Below are 22,147 nucleotides of genomic sequence, written 5' to 3'. Positions count from 1 at the left end.
TTGTTAGTCACGCTGGGACTGATAAAAACAGTGGAATTCTCCTCCTGCATGCTAGAATCCACTCCAACCATAGAAGCGTGCAGCGAGGGCTATTCAGGGCTGTGGGGAGTTCGTGGGCTGGAGAGTTCTGTCAGAGGCACCCGTCGCCACGGACGGCTGAGCGATTTTGTGGTGTCGGTTATATGTTTTGTGGGTGCTGCCAGCGCCGATGGGATGGGTTCCGACGTTAGGGGCTCATCCGAGACAAGGGAAGTCCTCAGAACGAGGCCCTTCGCCTTGTGGCCAAGCTTCCATGCTCGCATCCTGAGGGTAGTGAAGATTACCGCTATTATCCCATCCCCAGCCGGCATCCTCAAGAACTTGTTTTGCTTGGTCAACGTCTGCTCTCTCACCCGCAATTTGGGTGAGAACCTCTTCGTTATACCATGGATGTTCTTGAGAATTGAACGTAGCATGAGTTACGACCTGAGACTCACCGAATGCATATGTCGCGTTCAGGGTCTGTCGGTCGATCATATGCGAGAGTGCTTGACGGAATTCAGGAAACATACCCGGTGCGAACGACATCTGGGGCATGACTCCGAACGGGAGATGGGCCACACCAGTGATGATCTGAACGTTATCGCCCATCGACTTTTGCAGTTGTTGGCCAGCCTCAGGATGTAGTGAAACCGCGACGTTCAGTTCCTCATTTTGGAACGCACGTACCACGCCATCCGTACTGTCGTACAACTGTAGCAAGATCTGTGTATCAGATTCGTAGATCGGATGGCCAGTATGTGGTTCGAGCTGCATGTTCTCTTGGTTGTTGTAGGCCGCAATTCGGTAGGGTCCTGCACCGATCATCGGATCGTCGAAATCGGTCGGATTATCCTCGATACCGGCATCAACGTAGGGGCCCTGAGGGAGGACGCCATAAATTGAGAGACTTGCCGTAAGGAGCGTCGGTGCAGGGCTTTCGGTGTTGAAGCTGACGGTGCTCTCGTCAATGACTTCGACAGTGAGATCCTCTGGGAGATTGGTCCACTGGTAATTACCGCCGTGATACTGCTCGCTCAGGAACTCGTAGGTCCACTTGATATCTTCGGGTGTAACCGGATCGCCATTGTGGAAGGTTGCCTCACGGAGGTTAAATGTCGTTGATGTCCCGTCGGCAGACGTTTCCCAATCCTCTGCGAGGACAGGCGTCAGTTCGTAGTTCGAGTCGTACATAAGTAGAGGCGAGTGTGTTAAACTCGTGTACAACCCCATGGAGTCTCCGTCAGCGACGGTCGGGTAGAAGCTACTCGTCAGATGCTCTGACGGCAGGTTAGCGACCAGGCTGTCCGTACCACTCTGTGCGCTCACTCCGGCCTCGACGAGTGCAGACCAATGGGTGTCGGTCAGTCCGGCTGAGCCGGCTTCAATGGACTGGAGTTGGCTAGTGTTGATGGCGGCCGTCGTTGGCCGTTCAATGGTCGGGATAAAGGCGAGGTCCTTTGAAAAGACGCGCATTGCCTCACCAACCACTTCACGCCGCTTGGCAGAATCACCAGCGTTTGCCTGTTGTGCAGCGAATTTAGAGAACTCGCAACTTGCATAGTTGGTCGGATTATAGTCGCCGTTGGCGCCTGCAAAGTCGATACTGTAATTGGTTAAGAGTTCGTTTGGGTCAAGTCTCCCTGGAGAGGGTCCGTGGCTGTTTACCGCGATGTGAAAGCCGCGCGTATCGTTCGCGACTGCGTCCAACCCCTCGGCTGTGGTCATCGGCATCGTTTCGATCTGAATACCCAATTCGTCGGTAGCGGTCCGGATATTCGAGATGGTTTCCTCAAACAGCACTGTCGGCGGGCCTTGATCGGACCAATACTGGAACGTTAATGTTGGGACTCGTTCACCCAAATCACCACCACCACCGCCCATATTCCCGAGACAGCCTGCGAGCGCAGCAGTCGAGGCCACCCCAACCGTCTGCAAGACTCGCCGTCTGCTCGCATTCTGATCAGATCTCTGTTTGCCACTTGATGGCATACCACAAGAAGTTACATAAGATTACAAAAAGGTTTCGGTATCGGACAAAGTCTAGTACCCGTTTTTGATATCTGGTCCACAGACGTATGGTTGTTTGCGACTGAGAACTCGGTTATGTGTTTGATACATTTATTGACTGCGTGTGTCCGATGAGCGACATTGGGTGACATCCTCCCCGCCGTTTACGGCGGGGCTTCCCACAAGCGGAGGCTTGCTGAGTTGAGAGATGTACGGTTTGCGCCCCGACGAGGTGCTGGTCCTGCCACGTGGCCGTTATTCGCTTTCTTTTCCTCCGACAGACACGCGAGGATCGATGACCCCATAGAGCAGATCTACAAGGAAGTTGCCTAAGATGACCCACACAGCAGCAACGAGGAACACGAACTGGATAACGGGAAAATCACGGGCCAGCACTGAGTCGACCAGCAATCGTCCGATACCAGGCCAGTTAAACACGATTTCTATCAGAACCAAACCGCTGATGGAACTGGCGAGTGAGATTGGGTACAGTGTCACAACCGGTAGTGAGGCGTGTCGCATGAGCTTGCTCAGCAATCTCATCCGTGGTAGCCCCTTGAGACGATGGTAGTGGAGAAATTCTTGATTGCTCACTTCCACAACGCTATTGCGCATAATGAGTGCTGGGTACTGCATGAAGTACAACGTGATGGTAATGAACGGTAACGCATAGTGCAGCCAGAACTCCTTCAGGAAGAACCGATGCCAGAAGGGCTCGCCTCTCAGCATAATACTTGTTTCTGTCGAGAGCATCCCTGACGTGGGGAACAGCCCTAAATTCTGCGAAAACGCCGCAATGAGCAGGATACCCAGGAAAAAGTCTGGAATCGAGTGGAACACTGAGACGGTAATAATGCTCGACTTCTCTAAGAAACCGTCGCGGTAGCGACCGATGACTGTCCCAATGAGACTGCCGATGATGTACGTCGCTGTTATGGCTGGGAAGACCAGAATAGCCGAGTTAATGATTCGAGGTCGAACTAATGCCCAAACAGGCGTGCTGTGACGGAACGACTGACCAGCGTCTGCAGTCAGTAGGTTCGTGATGTAACTGATGTATTGTTCGTGCAGCGGTGCATTCAACCCCCATTTTGCCTCTAGACGAGCGACTTGATCAGCCGACATCCCCTGTTGGACGAGCAAAGACGAATAATCACCTGGCATTAGCCGGAAAAATAAGAACAGCGACGACGCCACTAGGAAAATAAGCGCGATGGTGATCGCCGTCCTTTGAGCGAAGTAGCGCAGGCGGCTCATACAACCTCACCTCTGGTTGCCGTCGTCAGTGCCACTGAATACTCATGTGGTAGTATCCAGTATGTACGTGTGTTAGTATTGTACTCAGCTAAGGCATGTCCACGGATGCTCAAGTGATGGCTCTCGCGTGTGATCAATCTCATTGTGTCTTCCCCATTGTCTGGGCTACATGGTCATAGTACAGATGACAGGCAACCGTGTGATCCTCATAGTCCGCTAACTCAATATCGTGTGGGGTAGAGTCACACACCCCCATTCGCTCGGGGCATCGGTTTTTGAACCGACATCCGTTTGGCATATTGATTGGATCACCCGGTTCGCCACCGATGGCCGCTCGCTCGCGTTCGTAATGCGGATCTGGAATCGGAATAGACTGAATGAGTGCCTTCGTGTAGGGGTGTTTGGGATTCGAAAGTAGTTGCTTAGTCGGTGCCTCCTCGACAATCCGACCGAGGTACATCACGTTTATCTTATTGCAGATGTATGAGACCGTTGAAAGATCGTGAGAGATGTACACCATTGAGACACCGAATTCGTCGGTCAGCCTGTTCAGCAAGTTTAGGATCTCCGCTTGTGTTGAGACGTCAAGCATCGACGCTGGCTCATCCGCGAGAATGACATCCGGTTCAGTGATGAGTCCGCGTGCGATGGCGACGCGCTGTTTCTCACCGCCGGAAAGCTGATTAGGGAACCGGCTTAGGTATTTCTCGGCCGGCGTCAATCCTACTGACTCTAGCGTTTCCTCAATGCGGTCACGATCGTAGTCAATATTGTGAATTTCGAGGGGCTCAGCCAGCGTTCGTCGGACACTGAATTTTGGATCCAGCGAGTTAAATGGGTCTTGAAAGACTATCTGGACGCGGCGTCGGAACTCCTTCCACTCCTCTTTTGTGAATTCTGATACCGGCTCCCCGTGAAAGAGTAATTTCCCGTCAGTAGGCTTGTAGAGACCGATAAGCGTCCGAAGTAGCGTGGTCTTTCCACAGCCGCTCTCGCCAATGACACCTTGGACTTGATTCTCTTCCAGTCGCATATTGACGCCATCGACAGCCCGAACGAACGATGGTTTCTCGCGAGTGAGGTGCTGTTTGACCGTATCGTACAGGCCCGAAGAAGCGCTGAAGTGTTTTTCTAACGCTCGAAGCTCAAGAACCGGTACATCGTTGCTCATTTGGTGTCCTCCAGAATACTCGTTGTCTCAGATGGCTTCTCAAGGTGCTCTGCAGCCAGTTCGTCCATCTCATCGGCCCGGATACACCATGCCTGGTGATCATCGTCCCCTTCGACTCGTTGAGGGTCAGGAGCACTGTCGTGACACTCAGAAACCGCCCACGGGCATCGGTCTGCAAACGTGCAGAATTCAGGCTTTTGACGCAGTTGAGGTGGATGACCGTCGATGATTGCCAGCTCGCGGTCAGGATACCGAACGTCCGGAAACGCATTCTGGAGCAAGATTGCGTACGGGTGTCGCGGGCGATCGAACACGTCTATCACGCTTCCTGCCTCTGCAACTTGTCCACCGTGCATCACCGCCATTGTGTCACAATTTTCGAAGACAACGGAGATGTCGTGGGTGATCATCAGCATGCTGATCTCCCAATCGTCTTTTAAACTGTTGATATGGTCAAGAATTTGATCCTGCATGATGACGTCCAGTGCTGTCGTCGGTTCATCCGCAATGATGAGGCTGGGTTGAAGGAACAGTGAGAACGCAATGATGGCGCGCTGTTGCATCCCGCCAGAGAACTGGTGAGGGTAGTCATGAATGCGTGATTCGGAGAGCCCAACGACATCAAATAGTTCTCGGAGTCGAGCCATTGCCTCACCCTTCGAGAGGTCAGTGTGATACTTCGCCATCTCGATGGCCTGCTGGCTCAGCTTCATGACTGGATCGAGACTGTTCATCGACGACTGAGGAATGACTGAAATTTCTTTCCAGCGAATCTCCTTGTTGAATTGAGACTCCGAATAATTCTGGATTTCCTTCCCTTTGTAGCGAATGCTACCTGAGGTTATCTTGCCGTTGTCATCGAGGCCGCCGACGATGGCATCTGCGATCGTACTCTTCCCACAGCCACTTTCGCCAACGAGTCCGAAGTACTCGTGCTCATTGATTGCAAACGAGGCATCGTTGACAGCGTGTACGGCGGTATCTCCTCGAGTCTGGTACTCGATATCAATTCCATCGATCTCCAGTATCGGAGAAGACATATTACACGATCACCTCGTCCTCACCAGTGACGCTTTCATAGCCTCGACCAAGGAGGTACAGCGACAGAACGGTCAGCGAAATCATGATCCCTGGTGGAAACGACCACCACCACGCTTCGGCAATGCGACCCGACTGATGGGCGTTGCGAATCATTATTCCCCAGGTTGGCGTGAACGGATCAGTAACACCGATGAAGGACAAGCCCGCTTGTTCAAGAATTGCTAGCCCAACACCCATGGCGAAAAAAAGTGCTGCCATGTTTGCTATATTTGGGAGAATATGTTTTCGAATAATCCACGGTGTACTCGCTCCAGATGCCTTAGCCGCCATGATGTACGGCCGTTGTTTTATCTGTAATACCTGCGAGCGTATCACACGTGCGATGAACCGCCAAAGGACGAGTCCAATGATAGCGATGGTAGTGTAAAAACCAGCGCCAAAGAACGTGATGAGGACGATAGCGAATGGTATGAACGGAATCCCATACATGAAGTCGACGAAACGCATCAACAGACTCTCTGTTCGTCCGCCAACGTAGCCTGCTGTTACGCCAATAGACAACCCAAGGATGAGCATCAGGCTCCCAGCAAGTAGTCCAGTAATGAGGGTAGTCCGCGCCCCAACGAGGAGCCGTGAGAGGACGTCCTCACCGCGATCGTTTGTACCTAATGGGTGATCAATCGATGGGGGGGCGTACCTGTTCAGTTGACCGTCTGCGGTAAGTTGCTGCTCATTATAATCATATGGCGCGAGCGCCGGCCCCAGGAGTCCGATCAGGAAAATAACAATCAAGCAAATGAACGCGAACTTGGTAATCCGTTCTCGTAACAAGTTCCGTAACGTCCTCTTGAGGATAATGTCTAAATCACTACCGTTAAACCCCCGTAGTTTGCTTACAATTCTCATGGCGCTGCAATGTAACCTCCAACACGGGTTATTTCAAACTGTGCACCGAAATCGCAACAATCCTCACATTTTGGAGTCATCGAGATGTATGTCAACAATCCCCAAACAAGGTATAGTAATAAATTTTTCGGTAAAACACCTAGCTCAGTCATACGTTAGACATCAATAAGTGCTACAAAATGGGCCGTATCACGCCCTCATGAAGCCTGTTTAGGAGCATATGCCTGACCGACAGCCAATTCAGTTCTTGTAACTCTCTCGTAGTTTTCCCAATTCAGCTTCGATGGCGCCGCTATCCTGAGCCCCGTACAACCGTGAGTCAACGGCCCCATCACGCATAAACAGCAGCGCTGGCCCAGCGGTTACCTCAAACTCATCAGCAAGAACGTCCTGGTGATCTGGACCGTACACCGCGAATGGCATCACCTCACGAGAATTCTCGAAGATCGACTCGAGGTCAGTTTTCAAAATATCACACGGTGGACAGTCGTCAAGCCAAATGTAAACGACCACTGGCGAGTAAACCCGTGTGAGATGTGGAATATGCGATGCTGGCACCGGAATGAACGGCTGAGGAACGTCATCGAGTGGTGACGTGATAGAGCGGAACAGCCGTAATACAGGGAGCAACAATACAGAGGTGTCGGACACTACTCCGTTATTACCAGTCGATTCAAGGTGATCCTGAAGCGCACAAAGTTCGGCGATGGTTCGTTGATCTTTGGAACAGAGGTCCACGAATGGTCCGATGAGCCTCTCTCGTCTGACGTGCTTCTGAATGAAGCTAACCAATTCCTTTGTTGAGAGGCCAGTCACGTCGTCTGTGTACTTGTCAACCGTGGACTCAAAGCGGTCAGTTGTTGTTACCTCTCCACGGCGAGTAGTTAGTACTCCAGCAGTGAATAGCACCTCGTTGGCCGTACTTCCGTCCTTAATTGAATGCTCTGCACCCGTGTCACGCATGAGTTCTCCAGTTGTGGTACATACTCAGTGGTTGAATTGAATCCTGAGCTCGTGCTCAGAGTGGGTATGCGGGGAGTTTTGGGCTGTCGAGGAGTCATTAAGCCTCAACATCATGTCTCAGCTTTCCAACCCCTTCAACTTCAATTTCGATTTGGTCACCGTCGCTTAGTGGCCCTACTCCGACGGTGGTACCCATTGCAATGATGTCCCCAGCCTCTAATGTGAGGAATTTAGAGACCTCACTGATGACCCGTCCGGCAGAGAAGACTAGTTCGTCGTTGACGGAGTCTTGTCGTTTCTCACCATTCACCCAAAGCCTGACTCTCGGTTCCTCCGGAACTTCATCCGGTGTGGCCAGCACGGGCCCGATAGGCGCAGAGTTGTCGAACGCCTTTCCACGAATCCAATTTCGTTCAACGTCCTGGTCATCGCGGTTTGAGATATCGTTGAGGCAGGTGTACCCGCCAACAACATCCAGATACTCCTCCTCAGAGACGTTCCGGCACTGTTCCCCGATAATGACGCCAAACTCTCCCTCGTAATCTATTCGTCCCTGCCCAAGTTCGATGTCACCTTTCTCACGTCCAGCGAGTTCTTCTTGGGTCGCAGCAGGAGTTGGCAGGGTCACGGTATCGCCATGACTGGCGATCGCGTTTGGTCCCTTAAGAAAAAAACTCGGACGAGGTGGAAGGTCCTCAGGAATGCTCCGACCTGCTTCCTTGATATGCTCGATGTAGTTTGCTGCTACGCAGACGATTTTCGATGGTTCTACAGGGGGAAGGATATCGACTGTTTCTGGATTGTACTCTTCACCGCCAAATTCGATGACGTCATTCCATTCACCCTGCCGTACGGAGCCTCCGCGGTCTCTAAATCGTACTTGTCTCATTGTCCAGACTCTCCTGGTTCGACTTAAGCGGTGTGTTGAACCTATATATACTTTTGTATCATGAACATTTCCTGAATTGTCGTGTAGCGTTATCTGACGAATGTCTGTCGGAATGTGAACAAAAGAAGCGGTTTACTCGCCGCTGACGCGGCTCGTTCCTAGAGGGAGGGGATTAGCCTATATCCTCCCAAAGCCGCATCATTCCGGATACGTGTCCTGCCAAGGACGTTCCCGTTCGACCGCAGCGCTCGCCGCCAACACATCGCCATCGGCATGTCTGCGACCTACCACCTGCATCCCAACTGGGAGGCCATTTGAGGTCAACCCCGCAGGGACGGCACCTACCGGATGTCCAGAGAAGTTGAATGGCTGGGTGAGCAACCAGCCGCGCAATGGTTCAATGTCAGCCCCATCTACCTCAGTTGGGAATTCACTGTGTTCAAACGGTAGGACCCCAAGCGTCGGCGTTACGAGTACATCGTACTTGGCAAGGATGTCTAAGATGCCATCGTACACTTTCGTACGGACAACATCTGCGCGCTTGTACTCCCGGGTCGTCACCGAGGTGCTCTCTAGAATCGTCTCGACGGTGATTGGTCGAAGTTTCCCCCGGTCGGCACCGCGTGGGTCTAGCCCATGAGCGGTCTCGAGGTTGTCAAACAGCGACTCCCAGCGGACCTTGGCAAACGTGTAGAATGCGTCAAGCACGTCTTTCTGCTCACAATTGAAGGTAGGATTAATATGCTCAACCGTGGCGCCCGCGTCAACGAATGCATCGATGGCTTTGTCCACAACGTCTCGGACAACCGGTTCGACTGGGTAGATACTCAGGTTAGGACTATAAGCTACCTGCAGGTCGTCGATCGAACGCTCAGTGGCTGCAACATAGTCCGTCTTGTCGTCGGGAAGGCTAAATGGGTCGCCTGGATCCGGGCCCGCCATCACGTCGAGCATCAGTGCTGCGTCTGTTACTGTGCGAGCCATTGGGCCAGTGTGAGAGAAGGGTGTGACATCAGAGAAGGCGTTAGGTCGGTTTACACGCGGGACACGTCCGAAGGAGGGTTTCAGACCGAAAACACCACAGCAAGAAGACGGCGTGCGAATCGAACCGCCGGTATCTGATCCTTGTGCAAGCGGGATTAATCGATCTGCTAGTGCCGCGGCAGCGCCGCCCGATGAACCGCCGGCGATTTTTGTCGTGTCAAACGGCGTTCCCGTTGGTCCGACTACAAGGTTGTCCGTTGTACATCCGAGACCAAATTCTGGTGTGTTGGTTTTGCCGATGATGATGGCACCGGCTGCTTTCAGCCGGCGCACGAACTCATCATCTTCATCAGCGACGTAATCTTCGAAGAGTCTTGAGCCGAACGTCGTCCGCACGCCAGCGACATTATCCAGATCTTTCACTGCTACCGGGACACCGTGGAGTGGGCCTAGCTGTTGACCCTCCGCGACAGCGCGCGCTGCTTCCTGAGCAGTTCGGCGGGCGTGCTCAGCTGTAACAGTAATAAAGGCGTTTGTCCGATCATTGCGGGCCTCAATGCGGTCCAAGAGCGCGTTGACTACCGTTACTGGCGACCGTTCCCCATCGCGTATCTCTCGGGCAAGTTGGACAGCTGAGAGTGTGTGTATTTCTGTCACCCCTATAAAGGGAGTTGAGGCCCTCAAAAAGGTTCCCCCACCGGAGATGATGGGAAGAACAACCTACCACTTACAGCTACCAGTAGACTAGATCTAGATGGTTGGTCCCTCTGTCTGGGCATAATTCACAAAATGGAATGTGGTATCAGAATTAGAAGTGAAATCCTCCAGTTGACTGTACGCAGATGGCCCAGATAATCATGAAAATACATACAGTATTATACCGTGCTATCCACTTCACGTGCAGTTCATGGTTATCGTACGTGATTTTAACCGGCCGCCGAAAGACGTCGTCGCGGGGTTTGCCGACCACAGCGCGGCCGACGTTCACGAGGCAATGGGAAAAAAGAACGCGATGGCATCCACCATCGGCCATGTAGGTGGGCCAAAGAACGTTTACGGGCCTGCCTGCACCGTGAGAGTCCCTCCAGGTGATAACATGATGGTGCACGCTGGAGTTGAATATGCACACCCGGGGGATGTACTCATCGTTGCAGCCGAGTCAGATCATGCGGCCACGTGGGGCGAGCTAGCTACGCAAAATGCCCAGATGCAGGGTCTTGCTGGGCTCGTATCCAATGGTAATGTCCGAGACATAGCGTACCTCTCTAACAGCGACCTCCCTGTTTTTGCGGCCGCCATCTCGCAGGCTGGTGCAGTTAAAGAAACCCCTGGATCTGTGAATGTTCCTGTCGCTGTAGGAGGAGTCACCGTGTCTCCTGGGGACATTATCGTAGGTGATGCTGACGGTGTTACTGTCGTCCCCCGCGGTGATGCCCACAGAGTCTTAGAAGCTACCGAGGCGAAAGTCAAACACGAGGAGTACCTGCGTAGGCAAATACGTGAGGGGAGGACTCTCTATGAACTTCTTAACATTGATGAGAAAATCGCTGATCGTGACGTACGGATTGTAGACTCCCTCAACGATCTCTGATACTGATTTTTTTACCTGAATTGCAGGCGGGTGTATCCCCTACCTATCGCTTACTTCGCTCGCGAGTGAGGGAGGGGATACACTCGCCGTCATCGTCTGAATCCACGAATTCGGCAGGCTTACTACCCCCCGCGGACGTATGCGATAGTAAGATGCTCGGCCAGGATGCGTCCGATGTGAGAACGCACACACACGCGTGCACCGGCCGTGTGGCCGAGCGTCGAGTCGGGAGGAGTGGGACACTCCGACCCGCCCGTAACGGGAAGTCGCCTGCGGAGTCTGGAACCGCTGTGGCTTCAGGTATAAGTTCCGACGCAGAAACAGGAAGCTCCGACCTCAACAAGCGAGGGCCGGGTAGGCCCGAATGCGGGAGGCCGGAGTAGTTCACTGGTTAGTGGTATTTCGTAGGAGCGGTATCTCATCCAGGCTGACCACTCTCCTCAAGTCATACTCGTGTGGTGTCGCTTCCTCAAGCATGCACCTCGCTATGACACAGTACCTATGTTCACACTCAGGAGGGCGATGAGATATCAGATGGCGTCGAATAGCATCGCTCTCAGGAGATACCGCAGTATCAGCTCCCGCAGATGAGAGCAAAGTCCGCTTGAACACGGCTACGTAATGAGGTGGACGATAGTCGACCTCGTCATTGAATACACAGGACTACTGTCTTGCAACAGAATAAAGAACCGATGTCTGGTTCGGAGGCACCGAATCGAGTTACTGATTTGGAACAAAGTCGTGCGTCTTCTCCCCAGAAAACTCACCTGCAACGTAACTATTTTTGAGCGTTCCAACGCCTTCAATTTCAACCTCAACCTCGTCCCCCCCACTGATAGGTCCGACGCCTGCCGGCGTTCCTGTAGCAATGACGTCGCCAGCCTCGAGCGACATGAGTTCTGTAATATCTGCGATGAGTTCTGGAATTTCGAAGATGAGATCGTCAATGGATGAAGACTGTTTTACCTCTCCATTCTGGCGGGTTTCGATGGTCGCCCCGTCTGGGAGATGCTCAGGTGTTGCCAGTACTGGGCCGATAGGTGCGGAGTTGTCGAACGCCTTTCCGCGCACCCAATTCTGCTCTATGCGCTGGTCGTCACGGTTTGAAAGGTCGTTGACGCAGGTGTACCCTGCAATGACCTTCCTGGCGTCCTCCGTAGCGACATTCCGGCATTGCTCCCCAATAACGACTCCGAGTTCTCCTTCAAAATCGATGCGGTTTTTCGACTGTGGAAGTGTGATGGTAGCGTCATGGCCGGCAAGCGTGTTCGTGGTTTTGATGAATAACAGCGGTCGTTCTGGAATATCTGAATCAGTCTCCTCGGCATGGCTTGCGTAGTTTAGGCCGACACAGATAATCTTTGAGGGATTAGTTGGTGGCAGGATTGAGATATCCTCAAGGTCGAATCGTTGACTGCCGAACACCACTGAACCGTCAACCCATTCACCAACACGAGCGCTGTCTGCAGGGTCAAGAAATCTTACCTTTCGCATGTCGAGTCAATCATTGGCAGAGAGCAACATAAATGTGTCTAGTTACCAGTGGATTATTACAATATATATGAAATAAGATAAACGACTTGATATAGTGAGATGAACTTTTTGAAGATAAATAACGTGTGAATCACCCTCCAATCACCCGTGCTTCGCCGTATGGCGTTCATCCACTCACATTGCGTTCTGTGAAATCAGAGGAACATCTATTCATTAATGATCCGGTGATGAAAACCAATGTCCGTAATCGTATTCAGTCAAAATAAGTCAAAATAAATCAAAGAAAGAGGTTTTCCTCGACTCTGGGATATTACCTCGAAATATAGACGATTTCGTTGTGAATTCCGCATAAACTATCTAAACATAATAATGATGTCTTTGACATCGAGTGGCACGTTTATTGACACCAATTGACATTGTATTTACAATTATACAACTGTAATTCCAGGCTTCCAGATTCATGACCAGCGCACAAACTTCTATCAGATCACCGACCGAGGGTCGCAACGGCCTCAGAGAGCACCGTGAATGAGAAGACCAGTACTTCCCCCTGAGCTGGCGTTTGACCGCCAAACGATTGATGCCGCCGTTGAAAATTTCAGTAGTGGATAAACATCACAAGTCACTGGCGAACGCTCAGCCGACTGCTCACCTATGAGCTGTGGAACTAGTCGACTCTCATCTTCAACGTGTGAAACCACTTTTCGATTAAGTTTCGCTCGGTGTAGTTGACCTGACCGTTCAGTCCTAATCGAGAAAAGGCAGTCCGGTAATTGAAAGCACTTGCGAGAAACACAGTCTCTGAGTACTCGTGTTTCTCACAGACTCTATGGCGAAACGCAGCCGTCGGATCAGTCCCGTGATGCCTGAACAGCGCGACGACAAGAATCAGTTTTGTGTCGAGGTCTATTGTAGCGTACATCCATAACCATCCACCATTGATTGTGATAGCGGTCTTGTGGACCGCGACCCGCCTCGGCTGCGCCGTCGGCGGGTCCGAGACGCCGCCAGTCAGCCGACATGTCTATTGGAAAATTGCTTGAAACGAGCTTCTACGCCGAGTAACCGAAGAATCGCTTCTGTCTCTCTGAGCGATAACCCGGCAGCGTGGAGACCGACGGCGAACGCCCTCACGGGCGTCTGAGAGCCATCCGCTCGCGCTGCCAACATCAAGCGTAGCCGTGTCTAAACTCTCTCTGCGCAGGTCTGAGAGTAGCATCAATCACTAGCTCTTCGACCTGCTCATCCTTATCTAGACAGTGCTGGAAACCGTATTGGGTAATACAGCTTATTTGTCCCCGAATTCGAGTTCTTCAGCGGATAGCTCTCCGTGAAGAAATGCAGCACCCTTCTCGGAGATAGGATATATTTTTTGCTTCTTGTCGTAATATTCAACTAAGCCTACTGAATTAAGTTTGCGTAATTGCAGGCGAGAAAGCCTCGCCCTTAAGGGCGGGGATGAATCGCCGTCTTTGTTCACTTTCACTGTATGGTACAGTCTTAGGTGCTCTCCGTGCGTATCTCTGTCCATCCGACGCGGCCTGTCCGCGCCCATACCGGGACAATCGGACAAAATCGGACTTCCCGACCGATGCTCGAAGGTACCCCTTCGGGATAGGTTGGGTACCGACGCTAAACAACCAAGTACCTCCGAATCTGCCGACAATCGTTCGTACCCTGCCGGAAACGGTGGGAGCGTCCGATTCGAGGATAGGAGTAACGGCCACTTGGCATGGCCAGCACCTCGTCGGTGTGCGAACCTTAAACATCCCAACTCAGCGGGCCTTCGCTCGTGGGAATCCTCGCCCTTCAGGGCGGGGAGGATGTCAAACGCGAAATCTGGTATCCTATGTTTGCCTCGATGATCGCAGGAGTCGTTCACAAGAGTTTGTTTCCTTCGTTTCGTAGGAACTCCGAGTCGCTTCTTTAGCTTCCAGCCGTCGTATCCGTTGCCAGTCTGATGACTCACGACCGTTGGACTGGCGGCACAGCGCTTTTGTGCCAGCGACGCTGCTCGTTTGACGAAGCGGAAAAGTAGCTTAGTCACAATCACTTCTTCCGCTTCGGCCTTCAGAGCAACGCTATCCTGCCACCCCCTGCGGATTCAACAGAGCCACTCCTCCGGAAGGCTGGCGATCTCGCTCGTACCCGGAATACAGAGTCGGTTACGACCAACCACGTTGAATGTGCCCAAGAGAAACTCGAGGCCCAACAAAGCATGGATATCGTGCTCGACCTCACCGAACACGAGCAACTCACTCTATATGCGCTGACCACGCTCACTGCCGAGACGCTACACCAACCCGTTCGCGTATGATCTACCAGCGCTATAATGAACTCTGCGAGTTCCAGGGCCGAGATCCCCGAACAGCCCGCCGAATACGTAGCTTCCTGTCTGACTTTGAGATTCTCAATCTGACGCTCTCGCACATGGAACACCGGGGTCAGGACGGCGGTATGTACCGCGAACATAAACTCAACCGCGACATTGCGACTGTCGTCGACGTGCTGCAGACGATCATCAGCGAATTCGGTGCTCACCGGAGTATCATCGAATACCTTCCTGACTCCGGTGAAGCGTTTGCTACGATGTAGTTCGACCGGTTACACCCTCTACGCCAATCCAGCGACCGCAGAAACGTGGTTGCAAGTCGATACCGTCTGGTGGGATCCAGGTAAGTCAACCTGACCAAACTACCCGCAGAAAGAATTATATCGCTATATTCACCAACATGAGATGAGTGACATATGTTGTCAATAGGCATAAGCGTGATTGCCGTAGTCGTTGGGCTGATCGTGTGGTCTACGGCGCTCATTGCGTGGGCCGTATGGAAGAATCGAACGGAACCGGATGAAAAGCGGAGCTGGGAGGTGGAGGGCTAACCCATGGCCATTAACATGCTCTATCTCGGATGGTTCGTCTTCTACCTTCTCATCGTTCTCGGTATCGGCATCTGGGGGTGGCGAAACACCAGTACGCAGGCTGACTTCGCGACTGCCAGTCAGGGTCTCTCGTTGCCGCTGGCGTTGGGGTCGTTGTTCGCCTCCTTCATGAGTGCGCTCACGGTAATTGGTGGCATCGGTTACGCCTCGGAGTACGGCTGGGCGTTCATGACGCTGTATACGGTCGGGGCGGTCGGCGGGATGATGTTCCTGTCGCTGACGGCCAAGAAGTGGCAGAACATCCAGGTCAACTCTCTCTCGGAGATGATACGTGTCCGGTACGGTTCCGACCTGTTGCAGGCGTTGACCGCCGCCATCATCGTGTTCACGTACGCCATCATCCTCATCGCGCAACTGTTCGGCATCGGCTTCATCGTGGAAGGTATTATCGGAATCTCGATGCCTATCGGAATCCTCTCGGTCGGGCTGTTCTTCATCGTGTACACCATCCTAGGCGGGATGAAGAGCGTCGCCCGGACCGACCTGTTCCAGGCGGGCGTGATGGGGCTCGGCGTCCTCATCATGGCTGTCGTGGTCATCGGGCGCGTGCTCAACGATCCTGCCAACTCCTTCACCGACCTGGCGTCGTACAACGACGTCTACGGTGGGAGTACGCCCGACAACCTCGGCGTCTTTGCACTCTTTCTCGTGTTTGGGCTAGGCATCGCTATCCACCCCTACTACGTCCAGCGCGTCATCGCCGCGAAGGACATCAAGACCGCACGTCTCGTCCCCGCCGTGAACTCCATGGCGGTGATACTGTTCTATTTGCTCATCACGGTTATTGGTATCGGTGGCGCCCTCTATCTCCCGGAGCAGACGGGTGACACGATGGCTCCGGCGATCATCACCGAACTCGTGGGCGGCGTTATCGGTGCGATAGCAATGATGGCCATTCTCGCCGGCGTTCAGTCGACCACCGACTCGCTATTGCACATCGTCGGTGTCTACACGTCGAACGACATCTACGCTGTGTACTTCGCCGACGACCCGTCTGACAAGCAACTCCTTCGGTGGTCCCGCATCTTCACCGGCCTGTTCGGCGTCATCGTCGTCTTCATCGCGACGTATCAGGCGGCATTCGGAGAGCTCGAACTGATCGCCGTCATCGGTGCCTACGGCTGGGGGACGCTTGGCGGGTCGCTGTTCGTCGCCGTCGCTGCTGGGATGTTCTGGAAGCGTGCGACCACGGAGGGCGCCATCGCGGCGGTCGTCCTCGGCTTCCTCGGCGGAGTTGTCGGACGGCCCCTCGCACAGCAAGGTATCTGGCCGCTCCACGAGATCATCTTCGCGACCATCCTCTCCATCTTAGGAATGGTGGTCGTGAGCCTTATAACCGACCGGGTCGACGACGAGAACCTCGCGCCGATCTTCGATGACGTAACCCTCTCTGAGAGTCCTGCCGACGACTGATCCTCCGCACCCTCCCTCTCTTTTCGAACAGCGTTCGCAGAATACGTCGCCGGTCGCGACCCACTCGTGGGACGCAGAGAGCAGAACCTCGCCGTCGTGCGACCTATTCGGCATCACTCCCTGGCGGGTCGCTACGATTATTGGCGCCTGGTAACCGATGACGGGCACTGTATCCCCGCCGTCAACGGCGAGGTTGTAGCGCCCTGTGCCGCAGTGCATATAATGTGGGCCGAAACGCGACATCGAAGGCGACATCGCCGGGGAATGGTGAGCGAGGCTCCAAGATCCGTTCAGTATGGGGGGAATCCGGGTCGGGAAACGTGGGGTATCGTCCGCACGTCGAGCACGAGCGGTCTGGTCGGGTCGCCGTCGAGGAACTCATCGACCGCGGAGAGGTCATCGACGTCGCGGATCGTAGCTGCCTGGGCGCCCAGTCCCTCGGCCACGCGGACGAAGTCAGGGCTCTCGTAGGAGGAGGCTGTCTCCCGCCCGAATTCCATGTATTGGCGGTGTCTGATGATGCCATAACTCCCGTCGTTCAGTACAGCTACAACGATGGGAAGACTGAGGCGCGCCGCCGTCTCGACGTCCTGGATGACCTGCATGAACGCGCCGTCACCGATGTAGCAGACGACCGTTCGCTGGGGATCGGCGACCTGCGCGCCCAGCGCGGCCGGCAGTGCGTATCCCATTGTCCCGAAATTGCCGTCGAGCAACAGACGGCCGCCAGCGTCCACGGGGTGGAACACTGCCGGGAACCCCGTGTTGTTGCCGGAGTCGACGGTGACGATGCTATCGCCAGGGATCCGTGCCGCGAGTGCACGCGTGAACGCACGCGGATCAATGCGGTTGGGGTCGGACCGAGTCTCAACGTCCGCCGGTGTGCCAGCCTCTCGGATGACGGTCCTGACGCGCTCCGTCCGGTCCGGATGCGGTGTGACGCGTTCGGCCAACTCCTCGATCGTCGTGCGCGCATCGCCGACGATGCCGACGGCTGGGTCGCGGTAGGTCCCCAATGCCGCAGAGTCGATGTCGACCTGTATCACGTCGGCGTCGGCATAGAGTTCGCCGTAGCGTGTCGTCTTCCCCGAGAGTCGAGCCCCGGCGGCGACCACCACGTCTGCGTCCCACAGCAGGGCGTCACTCGCCGGTGTCATGAACGTCCCCGATGCCCCTGTGTGGAGCGGGTGGTCGGCCGAGAGCACTCCCTGTGCGAAAAGGGTCGTGGCGATAGGGGCACCGATCGTCTCCGCGAACTGGATGAGGGCGTCCCCGGCATCTGCGGCTGCAGCACCCCCGCCGGCGAGGACGACCGGGTGGTCAGCGCCGTCTAGCAGGGCGGTCGCCTCGGCGAGTTCTTCGACGTCCGGACGAGGGCGCTGTGTAGAGCGTGGTTTCGGCAGGTACTCCGATTCGGGAGCCGGGGCCGACTGCACGTCGGTCGGCAGTTCAACGATGACCGGCCCGCGCTCCGTCCGTGCGATGTCGAAGGCTCGCCGGATGGTCTCGGGGACGGTAGCTGGCGTCGGCGCACGCGTCTGGTGAACGGAGATGGGTGACGTGAACGTCTTGTGGTCCAGATACTGGAGCGACGTCTCCCGACCTTCGGTTCCCGCGTCACCGATCAGGACGACGAGCGGGACGCTGTTCCGATCGGCGATGACGATTCCGGTGGCACCGTTGGTGACTCCCGGCCCGTGTGTGAGGGTACAGACGCCGACGTCTCCGGTGAGTCGGGCGTAGCCGTCGGCCATCGAGACAGCGACCTGTTCGTGTCTGGCGTAGGTGTAGGTGATGTCGTGGTCGTGTGTCCGATTGAGCAGGTGGCTGTTTCCCTCGCCGATCAGACCGAACAGGTGATCGACCCCCTCTGCGGCGAGTGCCGAGAGGACGTAGTCGCTCCCCGTCTCGACGTCACTCGTGTGAGACGCTGGCATGGGAAGAACTCGCTCCTGTGGTTGTATGAATACACAGGGTGGCAGCCCGGAACCGGCGACAACCGTAGTTACCCATAGCCTCTATAGGTCGGACCACGGTAGAAGAGGTGTCTGATACGCCCGTTTTCGGGCCGAATGCGGGACGGTTTCAACCATGGATTGGATAGAGCAGACGATTGCGGCATTGAAACGGACAGAGGTCGAACTGGTTGCGCACCTTCCGGACACAAAGATGGCACCGCTCATCGAGGCTGCGGAGAGCGATGACGACTTCGAGACGGTGCTCGTAACGCGGGAGGAGGCGGCAGTCGGCGTTCTTTCCGGGGCGTGGCTCGGCGGGAAACGCGGTGTGCTCCTCTGTCAATCGAGCGGGCTCGCCAACACGTTCAACGCGCTCGCGTCGCTGAGCGTGCCCGCGCGCATCCCCTTCGTCGGGATCGCCACGCGTCGGGGTGACCTCGGTGAGTTCAACCTCGCACAGGTCGCGTCGGGCTATAACATGTCCGACCTGCTCGACGACGTGGGCGTGCGCAATCACGCCATCCAAGACGAGGAACTCGTCGGGGAGCGAGTCCAGATGGCCTCGGAGACGGCGTTTACGACGGAGACGCCTTACGTGATCCTCCTGGAGTCGACGGTGACGGGCTACAAGGAGGAGGCGAGATGACGGGGGAGAACGGCGGACGAGCCGACCAGTACGCGTGCACGGCGGCAGCCCTCGAGGCCACGCCAGATGCTGCGGCCGTCTCGAATCTCGGCGTTAGCTCGTACGTCCTCGCGGGCGTCGATGACCGTGAGCGGAACTTCTACCAGTGGGGCAGCATGGGTGTGACGACATCGACCGGTCTCGGTCTCGCACTGGCGATCGACGAGCCCGTCGTCGTCTTCGAGGGTGACGGCTCGCTCCTCATGTCGCTTGGCGTGCTCTCGACGGTCGGTACCGTCGACCCACCGAATCTCACGGTCGTCCTCTGGGACAACGCCGTCTACGGAACGACCGGCGGGCAGCCGACCTACTCGGCGACCACTGACTTCGCCGGAGTCGCGGAGAGCTGCGGCGTTTCCGCGACACGCGTCGAAAGCGACGACGCGTTCGAACGAGCCTACCGTGAAGCGATCGAGAGCGACCATGCGGAACTCATCGTCTGCCGCGTCGAGCCGGTCGAACCTGAGTCCCGACCACCGTTCGACTTCGCACACATCAAGCGGCGCGTGCGTGACGCACTGACTGGAGAGTAGCAGTACACCGACGTGGGTGACATGTAACGAGCGGAAGCCCACGACTTTAGCTTAATCGAGGCGCTAAGCCCCTTTCCTCAGCGAGCGCCGACCGAAGGGAAGGCGCGAGCAGGAGGGGATACAGCGCCGTCATCGTCTGTTCGTACGCTGTTTTGTTGCAGGCCCACAGGTCCACGCAATCGAGGCATTTAATGCATACACCATGCAATACATGTATACAGTGAAGCGGAAGACAATCAACATCCGCGAAGACCAAGATGAGTGGATTCAGAAGAATCATCTGATTCTCTCGTCATTTATCCGCGAGAAATTGGACGAACTTATCGAGGAACGCGAGTAGCATGTACTACGCCTACAAATATCGTCTTAACCTGTCCGACGCCCACCGCGAGGAGTTGGACCGCCACCGCGATATCTGTAGGCAACTGTACAATCACGCGCTCTACCGACTCAACGAGCACCGAGAGAACAACGGAAAACTCCCGTCTATGACCACGATTCGGTCGGAACTACCAAACCTCAAACAGTGGTGGGACGGCCTCTCGGACGTATACTCGAAGGTTCTCCAAACCATCGTAGAACGCCTGTTCGACAACCTGAAAGGCCTCTCCAAACTCAAGGAGAACGGCTATGGCGTCGGAATGCTCAAGTGGAAACCACCACGGGAGTTCCACAGTTTCACGTACAGTCAATCTGGCTTCAAGCTCGACAAGAAGGGCGGTCAGACCGTACTGTCACTTTCGAAACTCGCGGATATTCCGATACGACTTCACCGCGCTATTCCTGACGACGCGAAACTCAAGCAGGTCACGCTCAAGAAGGAACCGACGGGCGAGTGGTTCGCAACCTTCGGCGTCGAAGTAGACCGCAACCCTCCCGAGAAACCCGATGAACTCACCGACGTGGTAGGAATCGACGTTGGTATTCTCAAGTACGCTCACGATACCGACGGAACTGCCGTCGAATCACTTGACCTCTCGAACGAACGCGAGTGGTTGGAACGCGAACAACGGAAGCTCTCGCGGAAGCAACACGGGTCAGCGAACTACCGAAAGCAACAGCATGTCGTTGCACGCCGTCACGCGGAGTTGAAACAGAAGCGCCGTGACTTCTTGCACAAGCTGTCGAACTACTACGCCAAAGAGTACGACCTTGTAGCGGTCGAAGACCTCGACGCGAAGGGGTTGATGGAACTCCCGTCGAACAGCCGCAATCGCGCCGGAGCGGCGTGGGGAACGTTCCTGCGGATGCTCGAATACAAGTGTGAACGCGAAGGCACGTACTACGTTCCAGTGAATCCGAGACACACGACGAAGGAATGCGCGTCTTGCGGCGTGAAGACGGACAGACCGCTGTGGGTACGTGAGCATTCGTGTCCGTCGTGTGGGTTCGAAGCGGATAGAGACGCGAACGCGGCATGGAATATCCTTGCCCGTGGTCTCAAGAAAGTAGGAGTGGTTCACTCCGATTCAACGCCTGTGGAGACTGCGCTCCCTACGGACACTGTTGTGTCTGCAAAGCGTGTCTTAGAAGCAGGAAGCCCCGTCCTCAACGCGCGAAGCGCGTAGGGCGGGGTAGTTCACGTGTCGAACAGCCGTCCGGGAGCGTTCTTCGGCGGATCGACGCCGAGCATTTCGAGGGCGTTCCACAGCGTCGCCTGGTTGCTCGTCACGACCGGTTTGTCGAGGTCGCGCTCTAACGGTTCGATGACCTCGAAGGTCCGGTAGTTCGTACAGCTGATAAAGACGCCGTCAGCGTCCGCGTGTGCGAGCGTTTGCACCTCGCGGTACGCCGTCTCTGGTTGCTGCTCGCCGATCGTAAGGTTCGGCTTGATGCCGAGTCCGGTTATGTCGTGTACATCGTAGCCAGCGGCGTCGAGAAACTCGTCTTCACGTCTGTTGAGATCCTCGATATACGGCGTTGTAATCGCCAATGACTCGAGACCAAGCGCGTCGAACGCCCGCTTGATGGCGGCGGCGGTCGCCACACCGGGAACCCCTGCCGCTTCGCGGATTCGTGACTCTATCTCCTCGTCGTACCCTGGTCCTTTCACGAGCGACCCGGTAGTGCAGCCGTAGGCGATGGCGTCGACGTCTGCAGTGGAGAGAAGTTCCACACACCGTTCGACCTCGTCGGCCATCTCCGTCAGGTTGCCTGCGTCAGCGTCTTCGAGCCGCATCCTCGAAGTATGCAACGAGACACCATCCGGTAGGGTTCGGTAAAACTCGGGTTCGTTCGTGGTGTTAGACGACGGGACGATGAGGCCGAGGCGGCCGCGCCAACCATTCATA

Annotated in this window: 16 protein-coding genes and 3 pseudogenes; 6 read left to right on the top strand and 13 right to left on the bottom strand. The window is 55.1% G+C overall.

Annotated features, from left to right (window positions below):
* Positions 1-234: 234 nt before the first annotated feature.
* The 9 genes and pseudogenes from C3L37_RS05570 to C3L37_RS05535 all read right to left on the bottom strand — a co-directional run bounded on the left by C3L37_RS05570 (position 235) and on the right by C3L37_RS05535 (position 9,896).
* On the bottom strand, positions 235-2,010 hold the full coding sequence (locus C3L37_RS05570; RefSeq protein WP_129113639.1) for an ABC transporter substrate-binding protein: 1,776 nt from the start codon (positions 2,008-2,010) through the stop codon (positions 235-237).
* A 273-nt stretch (positions 2,011-2,283) separates the two neighbouring features.
* Positions 2,284-3,285 (bottom strand): ABC transporter permease, encoded by a 1,002-nt coding sequence (locus tag C3L37_RS05565; RefSeq protein WP_129113638.1) that lies wholly within the window; start codon positions 3,283-3,285, stop codon positions 2,284-2,286.
* Between the two features lie 139 nt (positions 3,286-3,424).
* Positions 3,425-4,456 (bottom strand): ABC transporter ATP-binding protein, encoded by a 1,032-nt coding sequence (locus C3L37_RS05560; RefSeq protein ID WP_129113637.1) that lies wholly within the window; start codon positions 4,454-4,456, stop codon positions 3,425-3,427.
* Positions 4,453-5,496: an ABC transporter ATP-binding protein gene (locus tag C3L37_RS05555; protein WP_129113636.1), complete on the bottom strand. Its 1,044-nt coding sequence runs from the start codon at positions 5,494-5,496 to the stop codon at positions 4,453-4,455. Before C3L37_RS05555 ends, C3L37_RS05560 begins: the two co-directional genes overlap by 4 nt.
* Before the next feature lies 1 nt (position 5,497).
* Complete coding sequence (locus C3L37_RS05550; protein ID WP_228546117.1) at positions 5,498-6,073, bottom strand: ABC transporter permease; 576 nt, start codon at positions 6,071-6,073, stop codon at positions 5,498-5,500.
* A gap of 120 nt (positions 6,074-6,193) precedes the next feature.
* A pseudogene (locus C3L37_RS25665) lies at positions 6,194-6,403 on the bottom strand (hypothetical protein); the annotation flags it as partial.
* Between the two features lie 240 nt (positions 6,404-6,643).
* The gene (locus tag C3L37_RS05545) at positions 6,644-7,366 is read right to left on the bottom strand and encodes a thioredoxin family protein (RefSeq protein WP_129113634.1); all 723 of its coding nucleotides are present in this window, start codon (positions 7,364-7,366) and stop codon (positions 6,644-6,646) included.
* Between the two features lie 97 nt (positions 7,367-7,463).
* On the bottom strand, positions 7,464-8,255 hold the full coding sequence (locus tag C3L37_RS05540; protein ID WP_129113633.1) for a fumarylacetoacetate hydrolase family protein: 792 nt from the start codon (positions 8,253-8,255) through the stop codon (positions 7,464-7,466).
* Positions 8,256-8,453: 198 nt separating this feature from the next.
* Entirely contained in the window at positions 8,454-9,896 is a 1,443-nt protein-coding gene (locus tag C3L37_RS05535) for an amidase (RefSeq protein ID WP_129113632.1), read from the bottom strand.
* Positions 9,897-10,146: 250 nt separating this feature from the next.
* Here C3L37_RS05535 and C3L37_RS05530 point away from each other — a divergent pair, with 250 nt between their 5' ends.
* Positions 10,147-10,830, top strand: a complete 684-nt coding sequence (locus C3L37_RS05530) for a 4-carboxy-4-hydroxy-2-oxoadipate aldolase/oxaloacetate decarboxylase (protein ID WP_228546159.1) — start codon at positions 10,147-10,149, stop codon at positions 10,828-10,830.
* Between the two features lie 720 nt (positions 10,831-11,550).
* Here the strand turns inward: C3L37_RS05530 and C3L37_RS05525 are convergent.
* The gene (locus C3L37_RS05525; RefSeq protein ID WP_129113630.1) at positions 11,551-12,324 is read right to left on the bottom strand and encodes a fumarylacetoacetate hydrolase family protein; all 774 of its coding nucleotides are present in this window, start codon (positions 12,322-12,324) and stop codon (positions 11,551-11,553) included.
* Between the two features lie 487 nt (positions 12,325-12,811).
* A pseudogene (locus tag C3L37_RS05520) lies at positions 12,812-13,543 on the bottom strand (IS6 family transposase).
* An 897-nt stretch (positions 13,544-14,440) separates the two neighbouring features.
* Here C3L37_RS05520 and C3L37_RS25660 point away from each other — a divergent pair.
* Together C3L37_RS25660 and C3L37_RS05505 are read left to right on the top strand one after the other, a co-directional pair.
* Positions 14,441-14,919, top strand: a pseudogene (locus C3L37_RS25660) (cell division control protein Cdc6); the annotation flags it as partial.
* 291 nt (positions 14,920-15,210) lie between these two features.
* A complete protein-coding gene (locus tag C3L37_RS05505; protein WP_129113629.1) occupies positions 15,211-16,680 on the top strand; it encodes a sodium:solute symporter family protein in 1,470 nt (489 codons plus the stop codon).
* Positions 16,681-16,970: 290 nt separating this feature from the next.
* Here the strand turns inward: C3L37_RS05505 and C3L37_RS05500 are convergent, their stop codons facing one another.
* Complete coding sequence (locus C3L37_RS05500) at positions 16,971-18,617, bottom strand: thiamine pyrophosphate-binding protein (RefSeq protein ID WP_129113628.1); 1,647 nt, start codon at positions 18,615-18,617, stop codon at positions 16,971-16,973.
* A 154-nt stretch (positions 18,618-18,771) separates the two neighbouring features.
* Between C3L37_RS05500 and C3L37_RS05495 the strand changes: the two genes are divergently transcribed.
* The 3 genes from C3L37_RS05495 to C3L37_RS05485 all read left to right on the top strand — a co-directional run bounded on the left by C3L37_RS05495 (position 18,772) and on the right by C3L37_RS05485 (position 21,424).
* Positions 18,772-19,284 (top strand): thiamine pyrophosphate-binding protein, encoded by a 513-nt coding sequence (locus tag C3L37_RS05495; RefSeq protein ID WP_129113627.1) that lies wholly within the window; start codon positions 18,772-18,774, stop codon positions 19,282-19,284.
* Positions 19,281-19,856: a thiamine pyrophosphate-dependent enzyme gene (locus C3L37_RS05490; RefSeq protein ID WP_129113626.1), complete on the top strand. Its 576-nt coding sequence runs from the start codon at positions 19,281-19,283 to the stop codon at positions 19,854-19,856. Before C3L37_RS05495 ends, C3L37_RS05490 begins: the two co-directional genes overlap by 4 nt.
* Before the next feature lie 341 nt (positions 19,857-20,197).
* Positions 20,198-21,424, top strand: coding sequence for an RNA-guided endonuclease InsQ/TnpB family protein (locus C3L37_RS05485; RefSeq protein ID WP_129113625.1), 1,227 nt, complete (start codon positions 20,198-20,200; stop codon positions 21,422-21,424).
* A gap of 11 nt (positions 21,425-21,435) precedes the next feature.
* On the opposite strand, the gene C3L37_RS05480 is transcribed toward C3L37_RS05485, so the two are convergent.
* Entirely contained in the window at positions 21,436-22,146 is a 711-nt protein-coding gene (locus tag C3L37_RS05480; protein ID WP_129113624.1) for a maleate cis-trans isomerase family protein, read from the bottom strand.
* Between the last annotated feature and the right edge of the window lies 1 nt (position 22,147).

Source organism: Halegenticoccus tardaugens, assembly GCF_004116405.1.
GTDB lineage: Archaea > Halobacteriota > Halobacteria > Halobacteriales > Haloferacaceae > Halegenticoccus > Halegenticoccus tardaugens.
This window is presented reverse-complemented; position numbering and strand designations above follow the sequence as displayed.